Annotated in this window: 22 protein-coding genes, 2 tRNA genes and 1 riboswitch; of the genes, 18 read left to right on the top strand and 6 right to left on the bottom strand. The window is 47.1% G+C overall.

The features are described from left to right. Positions 1-51: 51 nt before the first annotated feature. The 3 genes from LO777_RS15215 to LO777_RS15205 all read left to right on the top strand — a co-directional run bounded on the left by LO777_RS15215 (position 52) and on the right by LO777_RS15205 (position 3,192). Positions 52-1,146 (top strand): TRAP transporter substrate-binding protein, encoded by a 1,095-nt coding sequence (locus tag LO777_RS15215; RefSeq protein ID WP_228854710.1) that lies wholly within the window; start codon positions 52-54, stop codon positions 1,144-1,146. Between the two features lie 107 nt (positions 1,147-1,253). Continuing rightward, the gene (locus tag LO777_RS15210) at positions 1,254-1,757 is read left to right on the top strand and encodes a TRAP transporter small permease subunit (protein WP_228854709.1); all 504 of its coding nucleotides are present in this window, start codon (positions 1,254-1,256) and stop codon (positions 1,755-1,757) included. A 40-nt stretch (positions 1,758-1,797) separates the two neighbouring features. Then, positions 1,798-3,192: a TRAP transporter large permease gene (locus tag LO777_RS15205; RefSeq protein ID WP_228854708.1), complete on the top strand. Its 1,395-nt coding sequence runs from the start codon at positions 1,798-1,800 to the stop codon at positions 3,190-3,192. A 21-nt stretch (positions 3,193-3,213) separates the two neighbouring features. Here LO777_RS15205 and LO777_RS15200 read toward each other — a convergent pair whose 3' ends face one another. The 3 genes from LO777_RS15200 to LO777_RS15195 are packed head-to-tail and all read right to left on the bottom strand — an operon-like array spanning position 3,214 to position 5,197. Continuing rightward, complete coding sequence (locus LO777_RS15200) at positions 3,214-3,801, bottom strand: arginase (protein ID WP_268907577.1); 588 nt, start codon at positions 3,799-3,801, stop codon at positions 3,214-3,216. Then, positions 3,756-4,106, bottom strand: a complete 351-nt coding sequence (locus LO777_RS20180) for an arginase family protein (RefSeq protein WP_268907451.1) — start codon at positions 4,104-4,106, stop codon at positions 3,756-3,758. The genes LO777_RS15200 and LO777_RS20180 overlap by 46 nt, the downstream gene beginning before the upstream one ends. Then, positions 4,103-5,197, bottom strand: a complete 1,095-nt coding sequence (locus LO777_RS15195; protein WP_228854707.1) for a putative NPN-dependent ornithine cyclodeaminase — start codon at positions 5,195-5,197, stop codon at positions 4,103-4,105. The genes LO777_RS20180 and LO777_RS15195 overlap by 4 nt, the downstream gene beginning before the upstream one ends. 325 nt (positions 5,198-5,522) lie before the next feature. Between LO777_RS15195 and LO777_RS15190 the strand changes: the two genes are divergently transcribed. Beyond that, entirely contained in the window at positions 5,523-7,682 is a 2,160-nt protein-coding gene (locus tag LO777_RS15190) for an alpha/beta fold hydrolase (protein WP_228854706.1), read from the top strand. Further along, positions 7,679-8,599 (top strand): alpha/beta hydrolase, encoded by a 921-nt coding sequence (locus LO777_RS15185; protein WP_228854705.1) that lies wholly within the window; start codon positions 7,679-7,681, stop codon positions 8,597-8,599. The genes LO777_RS15190 and LO777_RS15185 overlap by 4 nt, the downstream gene beginning before the upstream one ends. On the opposite strand, the gene LO777_RS15180 is transcribed toward LO777_RS15185, so the two are convergent. Next, complete coding sequence (locus tag LO777_RS15180; RefSeq protein ID WP_228854704.1) at positions 8,594-10,396, bottom strand: AMP-dependent synthetase/ligase; 1,803 nt, start codon at positions 10,394-10,396, stop codon at positions 8,594-8,596. The two genes, LO777_RS15185 and LO777_RS15180, sit on opposite strands and share 6 nt — an antisense overlap. 339 nt (positions 10,397-10,735) lie before the next feature. Between LO777_RS15180 and LO777_RS15175 the strand changes: the two genes are divergently transcribed. The 6 genes from LO777_RS15175 to LO777_RS15150 all read left to right on the top strand — a co-directional run bounded on the left by LO777_RS15175 (position 10,736) and on the right by LO777_RS15150 (position 16,844). Further along, entirely contained in the window at positions 10,736-11,452 is a 717-nt protein-coding gene (locus LO777_RS15175) for a FadR/GntR family transcriptional regulator (RefSeq protein WP_228854703.1), read from the top strand. Positions 11,453-11,473: 21 nt separating this feature from the next. Next, the gene (locus LO777_RS15170) at positions 11,474-12,304 is read left to right on the top strand and encodes an MBL fold metallo-hydrolase (RefSeq protein WP_228854702.1); all 831 of its coding nucleotides are present in this window, start codon (positions 11,474-11,476) and stop codon (positions 12,302-12,304) included. A gap of 94 nt (positions 12,305-12,398) precedes the next feature. Then, the gene (locus LO777_RS15165) at positions 12,399-13,454 is read left to right on the top strand and encodes a TRAP transporter substrate-binding protein (RefSeq protein ID WP_228854701.1); all 1,056 of its coding nucleotides are present in this window, start codon (positions 12,399-12,401) and stop codon (positions 13,452-13,454) included. Positions 13,455-13,554: 100 nt separating this feature from the next. Continuing rightward, a complete protein-coding gene (locus tag LO777_RS15160) occupies positions 13,555-14,073 on the top strand; it encodes a TRAP transporter small permease subunit (protein ID WP_228854700.1) in 519 nt (172 codons plus the stop codon). Further along, positions 14,066-15,412 (top strand): TRAP transporter large permease, encoded by a 1,347-nt coding sequence (locus LO777_RS15155; protein WP_228854699.1) that lies wholly within the window; start codon positions 14,066-14,068, stop codon positions 15,410-15,412. Before LO777_RS15160 ends, LO777_RS15155 begins: the two co-directional genes overlap by 8 nt. 94 nt (positions 15,413-15,506) lie before the next feature. After that, positions 15,507-16,844, top strand: a complete 1,338-nt coding sequence (locus LO777_RS15150) for a glycerate kinase type-2 family protein (protein ID WP_228854698.1) — start codon at positions 15,507-15,509, stop codon at positions 16,842-16,844. 424 nt (positions 16,845-17,268) lie between these two features. Here the strand turns inward: LO777_RS15150 and LO777_RS15145 are convergent, their stop codons facing one another. Next, entirely contained in the window at positions 17,269-18,024 is a 756-nt protein-coding gene (locus LO777_RS15145; protein ID WP_228854697.1) for a SagB/ThcOx family dehydrogenase, read from the bottom strand. A 434-nt stretch (positions 18,025-18,458) separates the two neighbouring features. On the opposite strand from LO777_RS15145, the gene LO777_RS15140 reads away from it, so the two are divergent. The 7 genes from LO777_RS15140 to LO777_RS15115 all read left to right on the top strand — a co-directional run bounded on the left by LO777_RS15140 (position 18,459) and on the right by LO777_RS15115 (position 22,896). Then, positions 18,459-18,534 (top strand) — tRNA-Asn (locus tag LO777_RS15140). Positions 18,535-18,579: 45 nt separating this feature from the next. Further along, a tRNA-Pro gene (locus LO777_RS15135) sits at positions 18,580-18,657 on the top strand. 371 nt (positions 18,658-19,028) lie between these two features. Further along, positions 19,029-19,535 carry a hypothetical protein gene (locus tag LO777_RS15130; RefSeq protein WP_228854696.1) on the top strand — a complete coding sequence of 169 codons (507 nt, stop codon included), beginning with the start codon at positions 19,029-19,031 and terminating at the stop codon, positions 19,533-19,535. A 230-nt stretch (positions 19,536-19,765) separates the two neighbouring features. Beyond that, positions 19,766-19,834 carry a hypothetical protein gene (locus LO777_RS21185; RefSeq protein ID WP_407929155.1) on the top strand — a complete coding sequence of 23 codons (69 nt, stop codon included), beginning with the start codon at positions 19,766-19,768 and terminating at the stop codon, positions 19,832-19,834. 213 nt (positions 19,835-20,047) lie between these two features. Then, a riboswitch (FMN riboswitch) is annotated at positions 20,048-20,197 on the top strand. A gap of 106 nt (positions 20,198-20,303) precedes the next feature. After that, a complete protein-coding gene (gene ribB / locus LO777_RS15125) occupies positions 20,304-20,939 on the top strand; it encodes a 3,4-dihydroxy-2-butanone-4-phosphate synthase (protein ID WP_228854695.1) in 636 nt (211 codons plus the stop codon). Between the two features lie 95 nt (positions 20,940-21,034). Next, positions 21,035-21,925 (top strand): NAD(P)-dependent oxidoreductase, encoded by an 891-nt coding sequence (locus LO777_RS15120; protein WP_228854694.1) that lies wholly within the window; start codon positions 21,035-21,037, stop codon positions 21,923-21,925. After that, the gene (locus LO777_RS15115; RefSeq protein WP_228854693.1) at positions 21,925-22,896 is read left to right on the top strand and encodes a Gfo/Idh/MocA family protein; all 972 of its coding nucleotides are present in this window, start codon (positions 21,925-21,927) and stop codon (positions 22,894-22,896) included. Before LO777_RS15120 ends, LO777_RS15115 begins: the two co-directional genes overlap by 1 nt. A 41-nt stretch (positions 22,897-22,937) precedes the next feature. On the opposite strand, the gene mscL is transcribed toward LO777_RS15115, so the two are convergent. Continuing rightward, complete coding sequence (mscL, locus tag LO777_RS15110; protein WP_228857396.1) at positions 22,938-23,333, bottom strand: large-conductance mechanosensitive channel protein MscL; 396 nt, start codon at positions 23,331-23,333, stop codon at positions 22,938-22,940. Between the last annotated feature and the right edge of the window lie 72 nt (positions 23,334-23,405).

The raw sequence follows: 23,405 nt of genomic DNA, 5'->3' as shown, positions 1-23,405 counted from the left end.
GCCCGTTCAGAGGGTTGACATGTAAGCAATCATCCAAATGGAGGAGAATGCATGGATAGGAGAGCTTTTCTCAAAACTGCCTGTGCGGGAGCTGTCGTCGCGGGATCTGCGATAGCAGGCGCACCGTCGGTTCACGCTGCAAAAAAAATCCGCTGGAAAATGGTAACAACATGGCCCAAAAACTTTCCGGGTCTGGGCACCGGGGCCAATCATCTGGCTAAACTGATTACGGACATGTCCGGTGGCCGTCTGGAAGTCAAGGTGTATGGAGCAGGGGAGCTTGTGCCGCCGTTTGAATCATTTGATGCAGTTTCCAGGGGAACAGCTCAGATGGGACACGGTGCTGCCTATTACTGGAAAGGCAAGTCTGAAGCGGCCCAGTTTTTTGCAGCTGTACCTTTTGGACTCAATGCCCAGGAAATGGCCGGTTGGATCTATAAGGGAGGTGGCCAGGAATTATGGGATGAACTTTACTCCGCTTTTAATCTCAAGGCATTTGCCGCCGGAAACACCGGAGTACAGATGGGTGGCTGGTTTAACAAGGAAATCAAGAGTATTGACGATTTCAAGGGTCTCAAGATGCGGATGCCGGGACTTGGTGGCGAAGTGATCAAAAGGGCTGGGGCAACACCAGTGTCTCTACCAGGTGGAGAGATTTTCCCGTCTCTGCAATCAGGTGCCATTGATGCCACTGAGTGGGTAGGACCTTATAACGACCTGGCTTTTGGATTTTATAAGATTGCGAAATACTACTACTGGCCCGGATGGCATGAGCCGGGAACAGTTCTGGAATGTTTTGTCAATAAAGATGCATTCTACGGACTGCCGAAAGATCTGCAAGCTATTGTAACTGCTGCTATGAAAGAAGCGTATACCGATATGCTGGCGGAATTTACGACCAAGAACAATGCCAGCTTGGTCGAACTGGTCAAAAAACATAATGTGGTATTGAAACGTTTTCCTGATGCTGTACTCAAGAAGATGGGCGAATTGAGTAAGTCCGTGGTCGAGGAAGTGGCCAACAAGGATCCGATGTCCAAAAAAGTGTATGACTCTTTCAATAAGTACAGGGCCCAGTCGATTGAATGGGCAAATATTGGAGAAGTAGGATACAGCCTGGCACGTGCCTTGACCTTTAAAAGTTAATTGAATGGTTAACTGTTGGAAATGAAAAGGAAACTGACACGGGTTGCCGCGTCGGTTTCCTTTTCTTGTTTACTCTACATGGTAACTGTTCTCAACCCGGGTTAAATATGTTTACAAAGATAGCTGACCGGATCGATGCGGTGAATAATTTCATTGGCAGGGGTGTATCGTGGTTGACGCTCTTAATGGCTCTGGTGATGTTTGTCACTGTAATTTTAAGATATATTTTCAATATGGGCTGGATATGGATGCAGGAATCGGTGGTGTTCATGCATGGGTTTGTCTTCATGTTGGCCGGTGGTTATACTCTGCTGGCGGAGGAACATGTTCGCATAGATATTTTTTATCGGCCCATGAGCGAGAAAAAACAGGCGATTGTGAACATTATCGGTATTCTTTTCCTGCTCTTTCCCACGTGTTTTATTATTTTTTCCTACGGTTTTTCGTATGTGAGTGATTCGTGGAGTGTCCTTGAAGGATCCATGGAGGCCGGAGGATTACCCGGAGTGTTTATCCTGAAGACGTCAATCCTGGCTTTCCCGATTCTTGTGGGTTTGCAGGGGGTCGCGAAACTCATTCGCGCATTTAATACACTCACTGCTTCAGCGTAGTTTTTTAAAAGAAAATACTATTTTTTAAAGAAAAATACTTATGCCTTTTGAAATATATCCATTATTGATGTTCGGGGTGGCTGTTTTCATTCTTCTGATGGGCTATCCTGTTGCGTTCAGCCTGTCCGGCACTGCTATTCTGTTTGCCCTTTTCGGGGTGCAGATGGATGTGTTTGATCTCTCTTTTTTCGGGGCGTATCCCGAGCGTATCTTCGGCATCATGAGAAATCAGACCCTCATTGCAATCCCGCTCTTTATTTTCATGGGGGTAATGCTGGAGCGTTCCAAAATATCGGAAGAACTGCTTGAAACGATGGGCATGCTCTTTGGAAAGATCCGGGGTGGGCTTGGTATTTCCGTCTGTATTGTCGGGGCTCTGCTGGCAGCCTCCACAGGTATTGTCGGAGCTACTGTTGTCACCATGGGATTGATCTCACTGCCCTCCATGCTGCGGTTCAATTATTCCAATTCTCTTGCTTCCGGTATTGTTGCTGCTTCGGGAACCCTTGGACAGATTATTCCACCCAGTATTATTCTGATAATCCTCGGTGATGTAATCAGTTCGGCCCATCAGCAGGCTCAGTTGGCAATGGGAAATTTTTCCCCCACATCGGTTTCCGTCGGTGACCTGTTTGTCGGGGCCCTGCTGCCCGGCCTTGTCCTTGTGGGATTGTATATTTTCTATATAGCAATTATTGCCTTTCTGAAACCTGACGCTGCTCCCGCATTACCGAACGAAGTCCTTAAAAGTGTCACCGGGTATAAACTCTGGGTAAAGGTCGGCAAGGTCCTGATTCCGCCGTTGCTTCTTATCATGGGTGTTCTGGGATCCATTCTTGCGGGGCTGGCTACGCCAACAGAGGCGGCATCTGTGGGGTGTGTGGGTGGAATAGTACTGACCGCGTTTAAAGGACAGCTGAATCTGAAAATCTTAAGAGAGGTTATGATAACCACCACCCATGTCAATTGCATGGTGTTTGTTATTTTACTGGGAGCCAGTATGTTCTCTCTGGTTTTCCGCGGTTTCGAAGGGGATGTTGTTGTTCATCACATGCTGACCAGCCTGCCGGGAGGAGTTGCCAGTGCCTTTCTCGTCGTGATGCTCATCATGTTTATAATGGGCTTTTTTCTTGATTTCTTTGAAATCACCTTTGTAGTTGTACCCATTGTCGGCCCTATTCTTCTCATGATGGGACTCGACCCGATCTGGCTCGGAGTTATGATTGCCATAAATCTGCAGACTTCTTTTCTGACTCCTCCTTTCGGCTTTGCCCTGTTTTATCTGAGGGGTGTTGCACCGGATTCCGTTTCCACAATGGATATATATAAAGGTGTGGTTCCGTTTATTTTCCTTCAGCTTCTGATGTTGATTATTCTCTGGTTCTGGCCAAGTCTTGCCACCTGGCTGCCCGGGGTTGTATATGGGACAGGCTGAGCCGGAAAGCTCGGCTGTCAGTCAGATTATTTTCTTGCCGAAAAGAGAGGTAACCAGGTTGACTGCCATCTGGGCTGTTCTGTTCTGGATATCAAGGATGGGATTTATTTCCATGATATCTACAGAATGGAGTTTTCCCGTATCGGCGAGAATTTCCATGATGAGTTGCCCTTCACGGTAGGTGAGTCCCCCCTGTGAAGGAGTGCCAACGCCGGGTGCATCCAGTGGGTCCATAACATCCAGGTCAAGGCTGATATGGATTTTGTTGAGATTCTGGAATTTTTTGAGTGTCCGCATGAGTACGGCACGGATACCGATTTCATCCACATCACGCATGGTGAAAACAGTGCAGCCCGACTTGCGAATGAGTCCCTTTTCCTCTTGATCCAGGTCACGGAGGCCGATCAGGGCAACATTGTCCGCTTTGACCTTGGGTCCCTTTCTGCCAATATCGACCAGCTCCTCCGGTCCCAATCCCAGTAATACGGCCAGGGCCATGCCATGGACATTCTGGCTTGCCGAAGTCTCGGGAGTGTTGAAATCCCCATGGGCATCAATCCAGATCAGTCCCACGTCCTCTTCATGGGTGACGCCACCCACCGTACCGATTGAGGCAGAATGGTCGCCTCCCAGAAAGATGGGAGTTTCCCCCGTTTGATCGCTTTTTTCCCAAGTTCATAGGCTGTTCTGCAAGCATTGCCAATCAGGGGGAGACGTTCTTTCAGGCTGGTATTGGTAAGAGCATAATGACCGGGAATAGTGATATCACCACAGTCAGCCGTTTTGTAGCCAAGCGCATTGAGAGAGCCGGCCAGATCGGCGTAGCGGATGGCACTGGGGCCCATATCGACACCCCTGTGGTTCTGTCCAAGATCCATCGGTACACCGATTATGCGAATCGTTTTCTTTTTCATCCGTTTTTTGACAGGTGGTTCCAGAGATTAACTATAAAATCCTGGACATTGGTAAGAATGGCCTGGGCCTGGGCAGAACCCCTGTTGGCCAGTTTATCGGCACTGAATTCGGACATGTCAACCACGTAAAAACAGACAGGGCGAACGGTTCCGTCTTCAAGAATTTTGTAACCAGGTGTCATATTGCCAAAGGCTATGGAGTGGAGCTGAGTTGCCATGGTAATAACCGTGGTGGCCTTGCGGGCGTGGTAACGCATTCTATCCTGGGATTCATACACGTTGCCGATGGTTTCTGGTAATGGCCCGTCATCTCTGATGGAACCAGCCAGAATATATGGAATTTTACAGGTTTCACAGGCATACATGATACCGTTGTCGATTCCCATGGTTTCAATGGCTTTGCTGATGGAGCCGGCCTGGCGCACCCTGTTGAGAATATCCAGATGGTTGTAATGCCCCATCGGTTGAAGGATCTGGCTGTAGATATTCTGGCCGAGACCCGTGTCAAAAACGGCGGCCTCGATATCATGTGTGGCAAGGGCGTTACCCGCCATCAGTGCGTGACAGTAGCCGTTTTCAATGAGTCCCTGCATGGCAGAGCGGGAATCCTTGTCGAAGGCGACCGCAGGGCCAAGTACCCAGACGATGTGACCGTGATCCCTGTCATGTTTGAGGATTTCATAGAGGTTGTCGTAAGAATAAGAGAAAGGGGTTTCCCGGGTGCCCCGGGATCTGAAGGAAAATTTGTCTTCGTTGGCGGCAACTTCATCAAAGCCTTTTTCATGGACAAGAATACCCTCTTCACCGTTTTCAGTTCTACCGACTACAACCAGGTCACCTTTTTTCAGACGTCTGGCTTCCGTGACTTCAATAGTTCTGCTGTCAACAACGAAAACGGCATCCATCCTCCCCTCCGGGGCCAGGAGCCATTCACCCGAATCGATTTTTATATACTCAGGATGGTTGGACGTGGCATGATAGTTTTCCGGGGCTATGCCGTCCGCAGGGGCCGGTGCGAGTTTTGCAGGAGAGCTGCTGACCAGGGTAGTATCAGTAAAATCCGGTGGAGTATAGGTAAAATTCAGTTTCATGGTATGCCTCATACAAGATTGGTTTTAATTATTGTATACAATTTTGCGAAGTATACGAGGAAGAGACGGAAAAAGCAACTCCCGTAAAAACTTGACCATGGAAAAGAATCTGATAAGATACTGAATATTTCAAATTTGCAAGGACCTAACTCCTGCAATTACCAATCCCGCAGGGCGAGAGAATAATGAAAAACAATCTCACTCGGATAGTGAGTAGTGCAGCCCTTACTGCAATATGATAATTATCTGTTTATACGGCATAAATATTTTTTCTTTATTCCCGAAGTGCAGGATTTAGGAAGGAATTGTTCACCTGGGGTGTACCATGAATCGGTCTGCATATCTGACCACAGGTTTAGCCATCAAGGCGTTGTCCCGCCTTTCAAAGGCTAATATTGTTATCCATGGGGAGGAAAATATTCCTGCTCATCCGACTATTTTTGTAATCAATCATTTTACCCGCCTGGAAACCCTTCTTCTTCCCGCGTCCATTTATAACCTGACGGATGTGCCGGTCTGGTCTCTTGCTGATGCCTCACTCTTCAAAGGTGGTCTGGAGAAATTTTTTGACCTGGTGGGGGTTGTGTCCACGGCAGATCCAAAACGGGATGAGCTGATTGTAAAAAGTCTGCTGAACGGAGAGGCAAACTGGATAATTTTTCCTGAAGGTCGCATGGTCAAAACGAAAAAAATCATCAGCAAAGGGAAGTTCATGATTGATTCCCCCGGAGGTGTCCATGAACCTCATACCGGAGCTGCGGCACTGGCCCTGAGGGCTGAGTTGTACAGGAGATATCTGCTTTCGCTGGCGGAAGAGAACTCCCCGAAACTTCACCCGATTCTTGAGTATCTCGGTTTTGAAACTGCTGATGATATTGTTCGCAGGGCAACCAGAATTGTTCCCGTCAACCTGACTTATTATCCCATCAGGGCCATTGAGAATATTGCTTCAAGCATGGCCGAAAAACTGGTCAGGGATCTTTCGGAGAGGATGGTTGAAGAAATTATGACCGAGGGAACCATGCTGCTTTCAGGGGTTGATCTCGATATGCGATTTGGTCCTGCAATTGAAATTGAAAAGCTGTTGGATCCGGAATGGTTAAGAAAAGCCGGAGAAGAAAAGGCACTGCATGGCTATACTGTGTCAGGAGAGCTGAAGAAAAAAATGCGCGGGACGGCATATAATGTCATGCAGCAATACATGCGTGACATTTATGCCATGACAACTGTCAACCATGAACATCTTTTTGCTTCTTTTCTGAGGATATGTCCATTTGAGCGAATAAAAGAGAGGGATTTCAGGCGACGAGTTTTTTTTGCAGCCTCACTCATTCGTGACAGGGGAGTCGAAGATCATGATTTTTATCTCCATAAATCAATGGAAGAGAGCCAGATCCATCTCCTCACTGATGACAGATTTTCCAAATATGAGAACTTTATTCAACTGGCGGAGGAAAAAGGAGTTGTACAGAGAAAAAACGGTTGTCTTTTCCGGGACGGCACCAAACTCTCCATACCTTTGAATTACCACCAGGGGAGAATCGACAATCCAATCGAAATCATGGCCAATGAAGTTGAGCCCCTGGGGCGTTTGCAGAAACTGATCCGCTCTTTTGCCTGGCAGCCGGATTTTCTTTTGAAAATTCTACTTGTACGTTATCTGCTGGAAAAAGAGCGTCAGCGCTACAGGCGGGTATGTTCGAGTCGTGATCCCGGGGAGGGCAGGCGATTCGGCTGTCTGGGAAAACCCTTTCTTCTTCCCGCATTTCGCCGTCGAAAAGGTATTGTCCTTGTGCACAGTTATCTTTCTGTACCGGAGGAAGTAAAGGCGCTTGCGGTCTGGTTGAGGCGAAAAGGATATTGGGTGTATGCTCCCAGGCTCCCGGGTCATGGCACTTCTCCAGAGGATCTGGCAGCAAGAAAATACCAGGAATGGCTTGACAGCGTGGAGCGTGGATATGCCATTATGGACAGCGTCTGTGACCGTGTCATTGTCGGCGGTGTGGCCGTCGGCGGCAGTCTTGCCTTGAGCCTGGCTGTAAGAATAAAGGAAGTTGCCGGCGTTTTTGCGGTATGTCCTCCCCGGACCCTGAAGGACTACTCCACGAAATTCATGCCCTCTCTTGATGTCTGGGATCGCATGCTGAACAGACTGAAGGGGGAGGGTGAGCAGCAGTTCCTTGATTTCACTTATGGCAACAGCCATGTTAATTACGGTAAAAACCCGGTGGCCGGGGTACATCAAGTGGGCGAGTTTCTCGATTCCATGAAAAAAAAGTATGACGCCATCGCCCAGCCTGCACTGATTATCCAGGCCGATGAAAACCCTGTTGTTGATCCGGCAGGAGCAAGAACTCTCTATGATAAACTTGGCAGCAGAAAAAAGGAGTACTGTCTTCTCAGTTTTAACCGCCATGTGCTGGTAGAGGGAGAAGATTCCCACCGTGTTCATCGGAAAATATCTGATTTTATAGAGATGATATGACTAAGCGGGTGGATACAGCTGAGTTTGTCTTGTGGCGGGAGTACAGTGAGGCCTTCTGTCGAAACACACGGGATGAAATCAGGGAAGGTTGTGGTCCCGTCAAACTGGAACATACTCCGGGCAGTGGAAGGGCGATTATACTGGTCCATGGTTTAAGTGATTCTCCCTGGTTTCTCCGTGGTCTCGCCACATTTTTCCATTTACGACTAGGCTATGATGTTTACCTGCCGCTGCTTGCCGGACACGGCCTGAAAGATCCCGGGAAGAGTATGGATACGGTGAGTCTTGAGCAGTGGAAGGAAAATATGGAATTTGCCATAGATTTCGTCTCCCGTAAACACAAAGGCAGGCTGCTTTCCATTGGCGGGTTGTCCATGGGAGGCGCCCTCAGCTATTATTACGGCAGTGGTCATGCTGCCATTACTGGGGAACTGTTTCTTTTTTCTGCGGCTTTTGGTTTGAAAGACGGATTCCTGGGAATTGAGGGGAGAATGAAGGAGTTGTTGTTACGAACTCCCGTGACCCGTCTGTTTGAAAAGAAAAATAACCTGATCGGGAAAAATCCATATCGTTACGAGTATGTCAGCATCAACAGCGTGAGGGAACTGGTCAGGCTCATGGATGAAATCAGAAAATTGAACAGATTGTTCTCCGAGAGTAGGTCATTTCCAAAGTCTGTTTTCTCCGCTTTCAGTGAGTTCGATGACGTTGTGTCCCTCAGGGCTCTGAAAACACTCATTTCTGTTGTTGGCAAACAACAGCTGACAGAATTTCGTATTCCTGCGACAGAAAAAGTGGAGCATGCTTCCCTGGTTCTTGAGAACCCGATATGTGGAGACAATGCTGCAGTTCTTGAGCGGGAGAACCCTCTTTTTGAGTCGATGGTTGGGAAAATTGCGGCAATGGTCCGTTTATAAAATGGTGTAGGTTTTTTTTATTTGCTCTTTCAGTCTCTTTTCAATGATTTTACGTTTCAGTTTCAGGGTTGGTGTGAGCAGGCCGTTTTCAACTGTCCATGGGGAAAGGCTGAGTATGGCATGTTTGACGAAGGCGTAGCCCGGGAAATGGGCGAGCTGTATTTCCACTCGTTTTAAAACGGCGTCTTCCACTTCCGCGAGCATGAGTGAGGATTCATCATCGGGAACAGAGAGCTCTTCTGCCAGTTGTTTCCAGAGATGTTCATTTAAGACTGAAACCAGCGTAAGAAAGGGTCGAGCCTCTCCTATTATCATAGTGTGTTCGAACAGCGGATCCATGGCGATTGCCATTTCCATGTCCGCGGGGGCTACTTTTTCACCATTGCTGAGGACCAGGATTTCCTTGAGCCGGCCGGTTATGCGTATATGACCGTTTTTTTGAATTGTCGCCCTGTCGCCTGTATGCAACCAGCCATCGGGATCAATGGTTTCTGCAGTTGCCTGCTGATTTTTCCAGTATCCCTGCATGACACAGTGTCCTCTGACCAGAAGTTCATCCCCGGGCCCTGAACGTACTTCGATGCCCTGCAAGGGTGTGCCGACGCCGTTCGGGTCGTTGTCTTCCCTGGTGTTGACGCTTATTACCGGGCTTGTTTCTGTCAGTCCATAGCCCTGGTATAGGGGAAGGCCAAGCCCCAGGAAAAGCTTTGATATGTCACCTGATAATGGTGCGCCTCCAGTTATGATTATGCGCAGGTGGCCGCCGAATTTATCTCTGATTTTTGCGCCTATGAGACGGTCGAGAAAGGGTAGAATCAAAAATGATACAGACCAGGGGGCACGGCCTTGTGTGTATTCAAATTGATTCCACCCTACTGAAACCGCTTTTTCAAAAAGAGCGACTGCAATAGCCGGTTTCGCGGTAAGTTTTCGCTTGATTTCACTGTGTATGCGTTCAAAAATCCGGGGAACGGCAACAAGGACAGTCGGTTGCTCCGTGAGCATATCTTCGCCAAGATCGGGGATGGACCTGGCAAAAGCAACTGTCGATCCGGCCATCATGGGCAGGTAATATCCTGCCGTTCTCTCAAGCATGTGTGAGAGGGGAAGGAAGGATAAAAACTTGTCCTCGGGATAGACTGCCATACGCTGTAACCCGAAATAACAGTTGTCGAGAATATTCATATGGCTGAGCATGACCCCTTTTGGGGGGCCGGTTGTCCCTGAAGTATAGACAATAGTGGCTGTTTCGTGGGTCGTTGGAGTATATCCACCAGGGGAGTTGTCGGCCGGGGGCAGCCAGTCATCCAGGCAGACAAGGGAGTTGTTCTTGCCATCAGTCCAGCAGAGATCAATGGTGATGATTTTCTGCAGGCTGGTAATTCCCGTGAGAGCCGGAGCCAGGCGTCCCCAGTAGGCATTCCCTGGAAGAATCACTATTCTGCTTTTCGTGTCCTCCAGGATGTAGGCGATGGATTCCGGTCTGTCGTTGGCATACAGGGGGACGACAATCAACCCCAGTGAGAGGGCGGCCTGTTCAAAGAGTATCCATTCCGGACAGTTCGGCAGCATGATTGCCACCCTGTCACCAACTGAGAGATTTTCATTTTTCAGGCCATTGCGCCATCGTTTTGCCAGGGTGAGCATCTCTTGCCAGGTGAGGTCCAACCAGCCTTTTCGGCTGGAGCTGAAATGGCGGTATGCAACACTATCGGGGCTCCTGGAAACCCTTTCCAGAAACAGGTCAGGGAGTGAAAAACAGGATTCTGGAGAAATAAAGTCGGTGCTGTTGGCCATTATTATACCTCCTTTATGAATGGGTTACTGAAAATGTCTGTTTATTTATATAATAACCAGTTATGGCAGGAATGCTATTATGCCGGAGTTTCCTCCTGGCTTCAGCAGCAGCTTGAGGCTACCTTGATTTTTTTCGCCCGATCTCTGCGTCACAGGAAAGTGAAAAAAGCTCACATATTAACTTTTACTTAGTGCCTGTCCATAATGGCCCAAGAAAAGTCTCTCGATAAATAATGTCGATTCAGCTCTTTTAACTTGTCTGATAAGCAGATATCTGATAAGAAGATATCAGATGAGATGATGTGTTGTGGTTTAATAAGAGAGAAACAGAGATATTTTATGGATCCGATCAAAAAAATCAGACTGTCGGAAAGTGTTATTACAGTTATTAAACAGATGATTGCAGAAGAAAATTTCAAACCTGGGGATAAATTTTATTCCGAAAATGAATTAACCAGAAAGCTTCAGGTTTCCAGGTCATCAATCCGTGAAGCGATGAGGATGCTTGAGGTGACTGGTCAGGTGAGTGTCAAACAGGGAAAGGGAATTTTCATACTTGATGCCAATGGTGAACAGTTCAAAGCATTTTCAACCTGGTTGAAGAATAACGAGCAGTCTATCAAAGATAACTTTGAAGTTCGATTGATTATCGAGCCGAAGGCTGCAAGTCGTGCAGCGGAAAATGCGGAAGAAAAAGACATATTTGAAATGGAGGAAGTCTGTGCGAAATTTGCCCGTTTTGCAGCAGAAAAAAATATTGAAGAGGTTATCCAGTGTGATCGGCGTTTCCATTGCATCCTTGCGGGTGCCACTAAAAATGTGACACTGCATGTTCTGATGAAATCAATGACGACTACCTTGCCCAATGGATGGATATCCAGTCTGTACACTCCGGGACGAGTAGAAAAAACGGTAAATGAGCATGGTGACATTCTTGAAGCGATTAAAAAAAAGGATAAGACCGGAGCAGAAAATGCAATGACCCGTCACCTGGTGAACGCTCTGCACGATATAAATAAGGAAATAAAGAATCAGTCGAAAGAAAAATTGAGTTAACTGAGAAAACCCGGAGGAAAAATGACTGTACAGATTACAACATTGATAGAAAATCGGGCGGGAGAACACCATGGGTTGCAGCATGAGCACGGACTTTCCTTTTTTATTGAAAAGGATGGTTCTTCCATACTGTTTGATACGGGCCAGTCAGAGAAATTCATAAAAAATGCGGAACAGTTGAAAGTGGATTTATGCTCTCTGGATCATGTTGTTCTGAGTCATGGTCATTATGATCATTCAGGTGGTTTCAGGTCGCTGGTGGAGTTGACAGATTCTTTTACGTTGACCACGGGGAAAGGTTTTTTCAATGAAAAATATGGTTGCAAAGATAATTCCTGTGAATATCTCGGGAATAATTTCAACGAGGAATTCCTGAAAGATAAAGGAATCACCTTCCGCTATGTCGGGCAGCAGTGTACCGAGATTGTTCCTGGTGTATATGTCATCACTTCATTTCCCCGGATTCATGCGGATGAATCAGTCAATCCACGTTTCAAGGTGAGAAAGGAGGGGGCACTGCTTCCGGATTATTTTGATGACGAGGTGTTGCTGGCCATTGATACCGATCCCGGTCTGATTGTTCTTCTCGGTTGCTCCCATCCGGGGATGAAAAACATGCTGGACTGTGTGGTTAAACAGATCGGCCGGCCGCTTTACGGGGTGCTGGGAGGTACACATCTTGTTGAAGCGGATGAGCAGAGTCTCAAGCTCTCGCTTGACTATCTGAAAAATACGGAACTCAAGGTGATTGGTATTTCACATTGTTCGGGAGAAAATGCAATTGAAAACCTTTCCAGCAGCGAAAAGAGATATTTCCAGAACCATACTGGAAGTACTTTATTTGTAGATTGAAGAGGTTGTTTCATAACGATGCTACAGTTCACGCAGGAAAGAAGTCGGCTTGTCTGGCGAAATAGCATCTTATATTAAAAGAGGAGGTTTTATCATGAGTATCTTCTGGAAAAAACGGAGTGTTTTTACAGCTGGACTGGCAGTTTTTGCCTTGGTCCTCATCTCGGCTACAGGCAGTTTTGCCGGAAAGAGTGGAAAGATAATCTGGAAGTCTTCCGGGCACGGTCCTGCCTCAGATCCTTCACAGATTTTTCATGATAAACTCTGTAAGGCTATAACCAAGGCCACTGGAGGAAGGCTGACAGTAAAACCTTTCGTGGGTGGATCAATTGTTCCAGCCTATAAGGAAGTTGATGCTATTGACCAGGGAGTGTTGCAGATGGCTTATTCCTGTCCTATGTACAATCTGGACAAGTGGCCTGCTGCGGGTTTGATCAGCTCAAGACCTGGTGGTTTGCCTGGTGAAGCATTGCGCACCTGGTTTGATTATGGAGGAGGTGCTGATCTGTTGAATAAAATGATGGAAGGTTACAATGTCATGACTTTCCCGGGGGCCCTTGCTCCTTTACCTGAAGAGGTATTTTTCCATTCCAAGGTCAAACTTGAATCATTGGCTGACCTGAAAGGCCTGAAAGCCCGCTGTATGGGAGATGGGGGTGAGATACTGAAGAGAATGGGTGCTGCAACTGTAATTATTCCAGGTGGACAGCTTTATGAAGCAATGCAGAGAGGTACAATTGACGCATTTGAATATTCCACCCTCGCATCGAACTGGAAGATGCATTTCAACGAGGTGGCTAAATATGTGTATCTTTCACCAACAAGGGCGCCGAGTGATCCCCAGGTAATTTTTGTCAATAAGGAAGCATGGGCCAAGCTCCCCGATGATTTGAAGAAGATTGTTCAGTCTGTTGTGGCTGAATATACACAGAAACAGCATGAATACCTGGTTTTTGAATCAGTCAAGGCTGTTGATAAATTCAGAGCGGCCGGGAATGAAGTGTACAAAGTTCCGAGAGATATTGAGGTGGCACTGTCTGCTGAGGCAGATAAGTTTTATGCGGAAAAATCAAAAAGTGAAAAGCCTATTTTTGCTGAAATCTATAACTCAATGAAAGAATTTGGAGAAGCTTACAACGCAATAAAATAGAGACTGTCTTCAATGTTGCAGGAGAAGGAGTTCTTCGGGAAGTAAACGGAGAACTCCTTGGAAAAAAGAGAAAAGTCAGGTGTAAAACAAGGAGAGTAACATGACCGGTCTGTTAAAATTCCTGGCGGTGGTTGATTGGTTGAGTGAAAAATCAGGTCAAATAGGGAAGTGGTTTGCCTTGATCCTGGTCTTTGCGGGATCCTACGAGGCCATTGCCAGGCATTTCTTTGATGCCCCGACGATCTGGTCATATGATACCATGTGCATGGCTGGTGGTGTGATTTATATGCTTGGGGCATCTTATAATTATCTCCATAATGCCCACACCAGAGTTGATATTTTTTATATGCAGACTTCACGTCGCAAACAGGCTCTTATAGACGTTATCTGTTCCCTGGTACTGTTTTTTCCATTGATGATTATCATGTTCAAACTCGCAGTAACCTGGGCGGCAAAGGCCTGGAGAATTCATGAAGTAATGTTTACCAGTTTCTGGTACCCACCTGCTGCTCCTTATCGAACTGTTTTCGCCATTGGCCTGTTTCTCCTGATTCTCCAGGGAATAGCCAGGTTTATTAGGGATCTTTATTTTGTCATAAGAGGTGAAGAAATTGCTTGATTTGAGCGCAGAACTTGTTGCTTTCCTTATGCTGGGGGGAGTTTTTACGCTGGTCCTGACAGGATTCCCGATTGCCTTTGTCATCGGCAGTGTGTCTTTTATTGTTGGTATTCTCATTTTCGGACCCACCACAACCTATCATATCTTATACAGTCGCTTTTACTCTCTTTCCCTGAATTACCCTTATTTGGCTGTACCTCTGTTTACGTTTATGGGGGTTATTCTCCAGCATTCAGGGATTACAAAAGATCTGTATGAAAGCCTCTATGAAGTTCTCGGCAGATTGCGGGGAGGGCTGGCTATTGTCACCATTATTTTCGGTACAATTCTTGCTACTTGTCTGGGAGTGATCGCGGCCTCGGTAACCATTCTGACCCTTATAGCCCTGGGCCCGATGCTGAGTCGTGGGTATGATAAACCGTTGGCGGCGGGTTCCATTGTGGCTTCGGGAACTCTGGGCATATTAATTCCGCCGAGCATCATGCTGGTAGTTTACGGCCCCCAGGCCGGTATCTCCATTGGTCAGATGTTTATGGGTGCGGTTTTCCCGGGGTTGATTCTCGCTTTTTCCTATGTTGTTTATATCGTTGTTCGTTGTCATTTCAATTCGGAACTGGGCCCTCCCATACCTGCAGATCAGATGACACCATTCTCCATGAAAAAACTCTGGCGTTTGCTGAAGTCATTGGTACCCCCTATTTTTCTGATTCTTGCGGTCCTTGGAACAATTTTCTCAGGAATAGCCCCTCCTACTGAAGCAGCGGCTGTCGGTTGTCTTGCTTCAATTCTGCTGGCTATTGCCTACGGAAAATTCAATTTTCAACTGCTCAGCCACGCTTCCCTGGAGACATTGCGGGTCAGCGCTTTTGTTGTCATGATCGCAGCACTCTGCTATGCTTTTGTCGGAGTCTTCATGAGTGCCGGTTCCGGTGATGTGGTGTCCAGTCTGATACTTGCTGTGCCAGGAGGTAAGTGGGCATCCTTTGCTATGATTATGTTGATTGTGTTTCTGCTGGGTCTCTTTATTGAGTGGATAGGTATTGTTTTTATTATTGTACCTATTTTTTCACCTATCCTCTCACATCTTGGTTTTAATCCTCTCTGGGCCGGAATGATGATTTGCATCAATCTACAGATGGCTTTTCAGACACCGCCTATGGCCATGTCGATCTTTGTTCTTAAAGGTACGGCTCCTCCGGAACTGGAATTGTCCATGTCGGATATAATTAAAGGGGTGATTCCTTTTGTTTTGATTATTATGGTGGTTCTGTTTCTCTGTACGGTTTTTCCGGGAATAATTACCTGGCTGCCTGAGAAGATAATGGGACCGGCTCATTGAAACAGTATGTGTTCCGCACGCTGGTGCTCCACGGCCATGTTAATTAACAAGGAGTAGTGTTCTCTGAAATTGATACTTTTAGTGATATAAAATAATGGAAGAACAACTGCCTGAGAGGTATCAGGATGTCATATCGATTTTTCAAGCCGGCCTTGCCGCTGTGGAGCCCGGAGCTGCGATCAACAGATTCTGTCGGCTTGATGGAAATGTTTTTTTTGTTGACGGGGCAGAGTATGATCTCCGTCAATATAAAAAAATTGTTGTCCTCGGAGCTGGAAAAGCGGGTGCTGCCATGGCGAAATCTGTGGAAGCTCTGTTGGGAGATCGTATTTCAGAAGGGTTGATAACGGTCAAAGATGGTCATCTTGAAAAGCTTAAACGAATAACGATACGGGAAGCCAGTCATCCTGTTCCCGACGCCAGAGGGCTGGCCGGAGCCCGGGAAATTTACCGGTTGGCAAGGCGGGTTGACCGGGAAACACTGGTCATATGTCTTCTTTCCGGAGGTGGTTCAGCTCTTCTTCCTCTTCCGGTTAACGGCGTCAGTCTCGGAGATAAGCAGGATACTACACGGGTTCTGCTTTCCTGCGGTGCCACTATCCATGAAATAAATAGTGTGCGAAAACACCTTTCCGTGATTAAAGGTGGCGGGCTTGTCAGGGCGGTTTATCCTGCGACTCTTGTCACCCTCATTCTTTCCGATGTGGTCGGAGACGATCTGGATGTTATCGCTTCAGGCCCCTGTGTTCCCGACCCTACTACGTTTGCTGACTGCATGGAAATTTTTGTGAAATACGATATTAAAAAAAAGATTCCCGTTTCAGTTTACGACCATATACGGGCAGGAGTGGCAGGAAAAGTCGTTGAAACTCCCAAGGCTGAACAGGAATTTTTTAAGAAAAACCGTAATATTATTATCGGTCGAAATATTGATGCCCTTGTTAAAGCAAAAGAAAAGGCAACGGCCCTGGGATATAATACATTGCTGCTCTCCTCCTTGATTGAAGGAGAAACTCGTGATATTGCGGCCTGTCACATGGCTGTGGCCAGAGAAATTGCCATCAGTGGTAATCCCGTTCGAAAACCCGCATGCCTGCTTTCTGGTGGAGAAACTACAGTAACGATACGGGGTGCTGGAAAAGGTGGTCGCAATCAGGAATTTGTCCTGGCCGCGGCACTGCATATGGATGGGCTGAAAAAAATCGAGGTTTTGAGTGGTGGCACTGACGGAACCGACGGACCCACCGATGCAGCCGGTGCCGTGGCGGACGAAACAACTATTGCCAGAGCCAGATCTCTTGGCATGGACGCTCAACAGTTCCTCGATAATAATGATTCATATCATTTTTTTGATAATCTTGAGAACCTGTACAAGACAGGACCGACAAAAACCAATGTAATGGATCTTCGCATAATCCTTGTCCAATCGTAGCCTGCCATATTGCTTCCTGCCTGTCGCAGGCAAAGTGATGGCAGAGTCCGAAAATTAAATCTCATCGTGAAGCAGTCCTTTAACACACAGTATCATAGAAATATACAGGGTACTTTGAAAAATTCTAATTTTTCAAGGCACCCTACAGTTTCGGGTTACTTTTCTTTGTGATCCAGAAGGTAATGACAACAACTGACGGAGGAGCATGGTAGTTTTTCTTCAGGTTGTGGGTTGCGTGTAAAGAGCCGGAAAAGAACAGCTGTAATTAAACCGGATAGTATCGAAATCAGTATTCCGGTGCCTGAAAGGAAGAATATGAGGCTGATTGATATCGACGGTAAAGCTGTTATTGCCAGAAGTTTTATTGTCATGTTTTTTTCCGTAATGAATTATCTGAAAATATCACCGTAGAGACGGACACGAGCTAATATCTGCCGACAGGGGCAAGGTAGATGGTAAACTGGTTTTCCCCGTCTACCTGAAGGAGTTCGTCCATGGCCTCCTGGTCATATGCCGCTATGGCACAGGTCCCAGCCTGAATTGCTTCACAGGCGAGATACAGGTTCTGACAGACATGACCGGCATCCAGCAGAATAACCCGGTGAGCTGCCTCAAGATAACGCCATTCCATGCGGTTTGGAACAGCTGTCCAGACAAAAGTCACCGCACTTCGAGCAACAAAATGCTGACCCAGCACAGCCCACGATAGTTGAGCCCTGTGATGCTCGTCCATGGGGTAGAGCATGACAAGTTCATTGGAAAGGGGGAGAAAACGATACAGTCCGGGAGGAATTTTTTTTACCCTGTGAATGAACAGGTAGGTTTCAAAGCTGTGTCTGGCCCCTGCAGAAGGAACTGTCCGAAAATGGGGTGTCCGGCCATCCTGATTCCTCTGACCCTGGGTCGCCCAGAGGAGAAAAGCGAGTTCTTCCACCTCAAGAAAGGCCTGGTTGAATGTTCGTCTGCTTCGCCGTTTACCTATCATTTGTACCAGGTTTGCTGCTGGAATGGTTGGTTCCCACGAACCTCTGTCGGGTAACTTGATGCGGGGAAGACTCTCATCAATCGGTTCCTGCAGAGGGGGAGTAGGGACGCCGCGGGATTGATCACTTGTGCGGAAGTCAATTGTTTTTCTGAGGCTGTCTTTTATAAAGTCACGATGCTGTTTGAATTTATTCATGAGTAACCGTTTGCTGAAAGTTTATGTCGGATAATTTCCTGCACAAAACATTCTTCTTTTTTATATATATACTGAAGAAGCCTTCTGATCATCTGATTTTTGCATGCGCGGGCGGAGAATTATAATGGTCGTTGAACAGGGCAGGATATGGAGGAGGAACTTGGCTTTCTCCCGGATCATTTTCGCTGTCTGCACAGCAGCATTAACCCGCATGAGAAATGCTGGTTAATGCTGGAAATAGTATAGCCTGGGGTTTGTCCGGCTCTATTTTATAAAATATTGCTTAAAAAAGGTTGACACTCAAAATCAAAGTATATATATTCGCTCCCACAATTCGGTATTTGAGCAACAGCAATACAGGAGTGGTTTTGTGCTGTCTGTACGATGGAATTTGACAATTCTGTCGGAAAATGCTCTTGCAGTATACTGTGTGATCCTCGGTAGCTCAGTTGGTAGAGCGGGTGGCTGTTAACCACCTTGTCGGCGGTTCGAGTCCGTCCCGAGGAGCCAGAATTTCCAGGCTCGAATTTATTTCGAGCCTTTTTTGACTGTAGCCGGGGCGTAGCGCAGCCTGGTTAGCGCGCCTGCCTTGGGAGCAGGAGGTCGTAGGTTCGAATCCTACCGCCCCGACCATTGACCCGCAAAAAAGCCGATCACTGATAACAGTGGTTGGCTTTTTTGCGTTTTATTTCATTAATCCATGGCAGTTCAATTTACACCTGATCCTGTTCTCCATGATCTTGAACTTGAATTGATGAGAAAAATGTTGATTAAGAATTTTTCCTGATAACTGAACTTTCTTTCCTGGTATCGGCACTAATAGTATAAGGTCGAGTCACCATGTAAATTCTTTGATCCGAAAATTATTTCTGAAGCCGGTGTGAGGGCGGGAATAATCAGGAACTTCAGAGAATGGCACGTGACTTGCTTTGCTCATGGAAAGGTCGAAAAATAAAGAATCGACCAAAACGTGTTTCTTGAATCAGGTCAGGGGAGGGAGTGAAATGAATGAAAAAACAGGTCGCAGGTGGCTGCAGATTGCAATATTGGGGGCGGCAGGTCTGTGTTTGTCAGTATCGGCCAACGCACTTATAATTGATACCACCATTCAGGGGAGTGACGCCATATGGCTTGCGGGCAGGACAGATTTGACAATTCCACCGGCAAGCGATCCCTGGCCCGGAGGTCTGGTTCGACATGGCGGACCGACCCCTGAGGAAATTCAGGAAACCATGCCGCCGGGGTTCGCCGTTTCCGGCGGGGATATTGTTCGAGTACTGGATCCGGCAATCGGTGGAATAAGCTTTTTTAATGGTTTTGGTGGTACTATGTATGGTCCTGATGGTAATGGTACTCCGGGCAGCAGTAATATCAGTTCTTTTGGCGGTATCAGTGGGTATATCGGTACCCAGGGGCACTGGTCGGACTGTTTCTGGACAACAATATTCCCAACGGTACTGCCCCGGGAACGCTTGATTTCTCAACCAGTGGGCTGGGAGTTGATTTCTTAAATCTTTCACCGGACCTCGGCCAGGTATTCTTTATTGGAAATGGCCTGACTTCCACCAATATTTTTCAGGAATTTTATGCTCCAACAGGGGCAACCCGGCTTTTCCTCGGGATAACAGATGGTTTTGGCTTCAACGGTCCGCCGGGTGCATTTGATGATAATGATGGTTCCTACCGTATCAGAATAGGAATTAATGAGGTTCCGACGGACCCGGTTCCGGAACCTGCAACCATGATCCTGTTTGGTTCAGGAATTGTGGGATTGGCGGGTTGGAAAAAGAGGAACGGGAAGAAGAAGTAAGTTCTCATTACTAAAAGATAAATAATAACAACAGACGGGGACAGAAAAGTCCCCGTTTTTTGTGTAGCAGTGAATGAAAAAGTGGAACAAGGTATCTTGACTTTTTAAAAGTCTCCTGTAGACTGATTTACTGCATCCATCAGAGAAACCTGATTGCATGCAGTAAATTGGGTGTATGAAACGTTTTTGTTTTTGGAAGAAGGTTCATACACATTCTATTCTCAGGGCGGGGTGGAATTCCCCACCGGCGGTAATTTCTGAAAGGGAAAAGCCCGCGAGCGCCTGTCATTCTGTTGACAGGGTCAAGCAGATCTGGTGAGAATCCAGAGCCGACGGTTACAGTCCGGATGGGAGAGGATAGTGTAATAGGTGATGGAGTAATCTGCCCTGTTACCGTGGTCGGGCGTTCGTCCGGTCGTTCTTGACTCCTTTTTTGCCCTGGTTCTGGTAAATGAAAGGAGGAATTACCATGAATCAGTCTCTGGAAGTACAGTTTGGAACTTGGCGTAATCGTGTTGAATCGGCATTGGCCGCACTTCGAACTGGTGACGGCGTGTTGCTGGTTGATGATGAGGACCGGGAAAATGAAGGGGATCTGATATATTCAACAGATCATTTGACACCGGAACAGATGGCATTGATGATACGTGAATGCAGTGGTATTGTCTGTCTCTGCCTGACAGATGAACGCGCCGATGCGCTGAAACTTCGTCCCATGGTGGAGAAAAACAACAGCCGTAACAAGACGGCCTATACAATCTCGATTGAGGCCCGGAACGGTGTGACCACCGGGGTCTCTGCGGCTGATCGTGTTACCACGATTAAAACCGCAGTCAACAGGAATGCAAAACCTGAAGATCTCTGTCATCCCGGTCATGTGTTCCCGCTGCGGGCACAATCCGGTGGTGTGTGCAGCAGAAGGGGACATACTGAAGGTACGGTTGATCTGATGAGGCTTGCCGGGCTTGATCCATCGGGAATACTCTGTGAGCTGACCAACAGTGATGGAACCATGGCCAGGCTTCCAGAAATCATGGCTTTCGCAGAAAACCATAAAATGGTTGTCCTGACTATTGATGATATAGTCAAGTATCGACTGCAGTAGAGAAAAATTTAAAAGCGCTCCTCTTTAGTGGAGAAAAGAGTGTATATTCCAGTAGAAGTCAGGAAATATATTCATAATCTGCAAAGGGAGCGCATATGACTGTGTTAAAGGGAACAGAAATCGGTTTTATCGGCATTGGAGTTATGGGAAAAGGCATGGTTCGCAACCTGTTGCGTGATGGCTGGAAGGTGCATGTTTACTCCCGAACAAAGGCAAAGGCAAAAGAGCTGCTCAAAGAGGGTGGTGTATGGGAAGAGAGTGTGGCGGTTCTGGCAGCCAGGTGTTCAGTTATTTTTTCCATGGTCGGTTTTCCAAAAGATGTGGAAGAGATTTATCTGGCCGATGATGGTATTCTCAATAATGCTGCTTCCGGAAGCTATGTCATTGACATGACAACTTCACAGCCGCAATTGGCTGAAAAAATAGCCGGAATGGCGGAAAAGAAAAATATTTTTTCTCTGGATGCACCCGTTTCAGGCGGGGATATCGGCGCAAGAAACGGTACACTTTCCATCATGGTTGGTGGCGACTGCAATGCGTATGAGCATATTCTGCCTCTTTTTCAATTGATGGGAAAAAATATTATCTACCAGGGAGGTGCGGGTGCCGGGCAGCATACAAAAATGTGTAATCAGATAGCCATTGCCGCAGGAATGCTTGGAGTTTGCGAGGCTCTTGCCTATGCTGAACGTTCAGGACTCGACCAGCGTACTGTTCTGGCAAGTATTGAGAGTGGTGCTGCCGGGAGCTGGTCCCTGTCTAATCTGGGACCCCGGATAATGAAAGGTGATTTTTCGCCCGGTTTTTATGTGAAGCATTTCATAAAAGACATGACTATTGCTCTTGAGTCTGCTGTCGCCATGGGGCTGGATATGCCGGGACTTGTCAAGGCAAAAGAGTTGTATGAAAAACTGGCGGCAATGGGGTGTGATGAAGACGGTACTCAGGCTCTCTATAAGATGTACAGAAGGGAGGATGACTGTTGATGGGAAAAAACGGTGTGATACGTGTTGGTGTCATCGGTACGGGCAAACATGGCAGCAGGTATGTAAATCATCTTCTCCATGATATTGACGGCCTTGAATTGACAGCAATCAGCAGGCGCTCGGAAGAAGGGCGGGTGCAGGGGGAGCGCTGGAACGTAGAATGGTTTCCACGCTGGGAGGATCTGGTCAGGGCGACATGTGTGGATGCTGTTATCTCCGTTGTTCCTCCTTTTCTGAATGTAAGGATTGCTGAAGAATGTGCAGAAAATCAAAAACCGCTGCTTCTTGAAAAACCGCTCGGAACAGGCGGAGTTGATGGCGCACGCATTGTGGAGGTAATGTCAGAAGCAAAAACTCCCCTCACGGCTGGTCAGACTCTTCGTTTTAACCCGGTGATACAGACCCTGAAAAAACAACTGCCACAACAGGGACGGTTGTTTTCCATTTATGCCAATCAGCGTCTTGAGCCTTCATCTCTTGGCTGGCATTCAGTTTCGGAGATTGCTGGAGCAGGAATTACCATTCATACTGCCGTACATATTTTTGATGCCCTGCATTATATAACCGGGAGAAAGATCAGAAGAGTCATGGCCGGGAGTTACCAATATCATAACGAACGGCTTGAGGATCTGGTGACGATCCTGGTGGAGATGGATGATAACGTGGTCGGTACGGTAGATGTCTCAAGAGTAGGGAAGGCTCGTTCCGGAAGATATGAGTTTGTCTGTGAGAATGGTCATCTTTACGGGGATCAGGTGCATGGCATAGTGGAGAGTGTAAGGGGCAGTGACAGGAAGGAACCGCTTGTCTTTTCGCCGGTTGGAACAATTGTTCCCCTGCTGGAGGAATGGTGTGAATTTCTTCAGGGAAAGAGAAAAAATCCCGTACCGGGGAAGGACGGACTGTATGCAGTTCGTGTCTGCGACAGTTGCCTACAGTCAGCCAGGGCGGGCACATGGGTGGAGATTTGAACCTGGCTGCGCTGTAATACCGGCACGGGATTCAGGTCGGCTTATTTCTGCTCCTTGAGCAGGTCTCTTATCTCTTCCAGAAGAACTTCCTGCTTCGGTGGATCAGCCGGTTTGGCTTCTTCTTTCTTTTTCATATTGTTGATTGCCTTTACGGCAATAAAGATGGCAAAGGCGATAATCGTAAAATCAACAACACTCTGGATGAATTTTCCGTAAGAGAGAAGAACGGCCGGTGTTTCTCCGGCAGCCTCTTTAAGGGTGATGGCAAGGTTTGAAAAATCGACACCTCCGAGAATCATGCCGATGGGTGGCATGATCACATCTTTTACAAAAGAGGAGACTATTTTGCCAAAGGCACCACCAATGATAATACCTACCGCCATGTCAACGACATTTCCCTTGACTGCAAACTCCTTAAATTCCTGCATCATGCCCATATGTTCTCCCCCGATGGTATAGTGGTTTCTACCTGGAGACAAAGTTTCTGATGACTTTGCTCTTTTGTCAGG

Source organism: Desulfomarina profundi (assembly GCF_019703855.1).
Taxonomy (GTDB): Bacteria; Desulfobacterota; Desulfobulbia; order Desulfobulbales; family Desulfocapsaceae; genus Desulfomarina; species Desulfomarina profundi.
Note: the sequence above shows the minus strand (reverse complement) of the source record. Positions and strands in the feature narration are given on the sequence as shown.

What these genes read in the sequence shown, in the direction of transcription:
- LO777_RS15215 (WP_228854710.1), top strand. Translation starts at nt 52, where the DNA reads ATGGATAGGAGAGCTTTTCTCAAAACTGCCTGTGCGGGAGCTGTCGTC.
- LO777_RS15210 (WP_228854709.1), top strand. Translation starts at nt 1,254, where the DNA reads ATGTTTACAAAGATAGCTGACCGGATCGATGCGGTGAATAATTTCATT.
- LO777_RS15205 (WP_228854708.1), top strand. Translation starts at nt 1,798, where the DNA reads ATGCCTTTTGAAATATATCCATTATTGATGTTCGGGGTGGCTGTTTTC.
- LO777_RS20180 (WP_268907451.1), bottom strand. Translation starts at nt 4,106, where the DNA reads ATGAAAAAGAAAACGATTCGCATAATCGGTGTACCGATGGATCTTGGA.
- LO777_RS15195 (WP_228854707.1), bottom strand. Translation starts at nt 5,197, where the DNA reads ATGAAACTGAATTTTACCTATACTCCACCGGATTTTACTGATACTACC.
- LO777_RS15190 (WP_228854706.1), top strand. Translation starts at nt 5,523, where the DNA reads ATGAATCGGTCTGCATATCTGACCACAGGTTTAGCCATCAAGGCGTTG.
- LO777_RS15185 (WP_228854705.1), top strand. Translation starts at nt 7,679, where the DNA reads ATGACTAAGCGGGTGGATACAGCTGAGTTTGTCTTGTGGCGGGAGTAC.
- LO777_RS15180 (WP_228854704.1), bottom strand. Translation starts at nt 10,396, where the DNA reads ATGGCCAACAGCACCGACTTTATTTCTCCAGAATCCTGTTTTTCACTC.
- LO777_RS15175 (WP_228854703.1), top strand. Translation starts at nt 10,736, where the DNA reads ATGGATCCGATCAAAAAAATCAGACTGTCGGAAAGTGTTATTACAGTT.
- LO777_RS15170 (WP_228854702.1), top strand. Translation starts at nt 11,474, where the DNA reads ATGACTGTACAGATTACAACATTGATAGAAAATCGGGCGGGAGAACAC.
- LO777_RS15165 (WP_228854701.1), top strand. Translation starts at nt 12,399, where the DNA reads ATGAGTATCTTCTGGAAAAAACGGAGTGTTTTTACAGCTGGACTGGCA.
- LO777_RS15160 (WP_228854700.1), top strand. Translation starts at nt 13,555, where the DNA reads ATGACCGGTCTGTTAAAATTCCTGGCGGTGGTTGATTGGTTGAGTGAA.
- LO777_RS15150 (WP_228854698.1), top strand. Translation starts at nt 15,507, where the DNA reads ATGGAAGAACAACTGCCTGAGAGGTATCAGGATGTCATATCGATTTTT.
- LO777_RS15145 (WP_228854697.1), bottom strand. Translation starts at nt 18,024, where the DNA reads ATGAATAAATTCAAACAGCATCGTGACTTTATAAAAGACAGCCTCAGA.
- LO777_RS15130 (WP_228854696.1), top strand. Translation starts at nt 19,029, where the DNA reads ATGAATGAAAAAACAGGTCGCAGGTGGCTGCAGATTGCAATATTGGGG.
- ribB (WP_228854695.1), top strand. Translation starts at nt 20,304, where the DNA reads ATGAATCAGTCTCTGGAAGTACAGTTTGGAACTTGGCGTAATCGTGTT.
- LO777_RS15120 (WP_228854694.1), top strand. Translation starts at nt 21,035, where the DNA reads ATGACTGTGTTAAAGGGAACAGAAATCGGTTTTATCGGCATTGGAGTT.
- LO777_RS15115 (WP_228854693.1), top strand. Translation starts at nt 21,925, where the DNA reads ATGGGAAAAAACGGTGTGATACGTGTTGGTGTCATCGGTACGGGCAAA.
- mscL (WP_228857396.1), bottom strand. Translation starts at nt 23,333, where the DNA reads ATGGGCATGATGCAGGAATTTAAGGAGTTTGCAGTCAAGGGAAATGTC.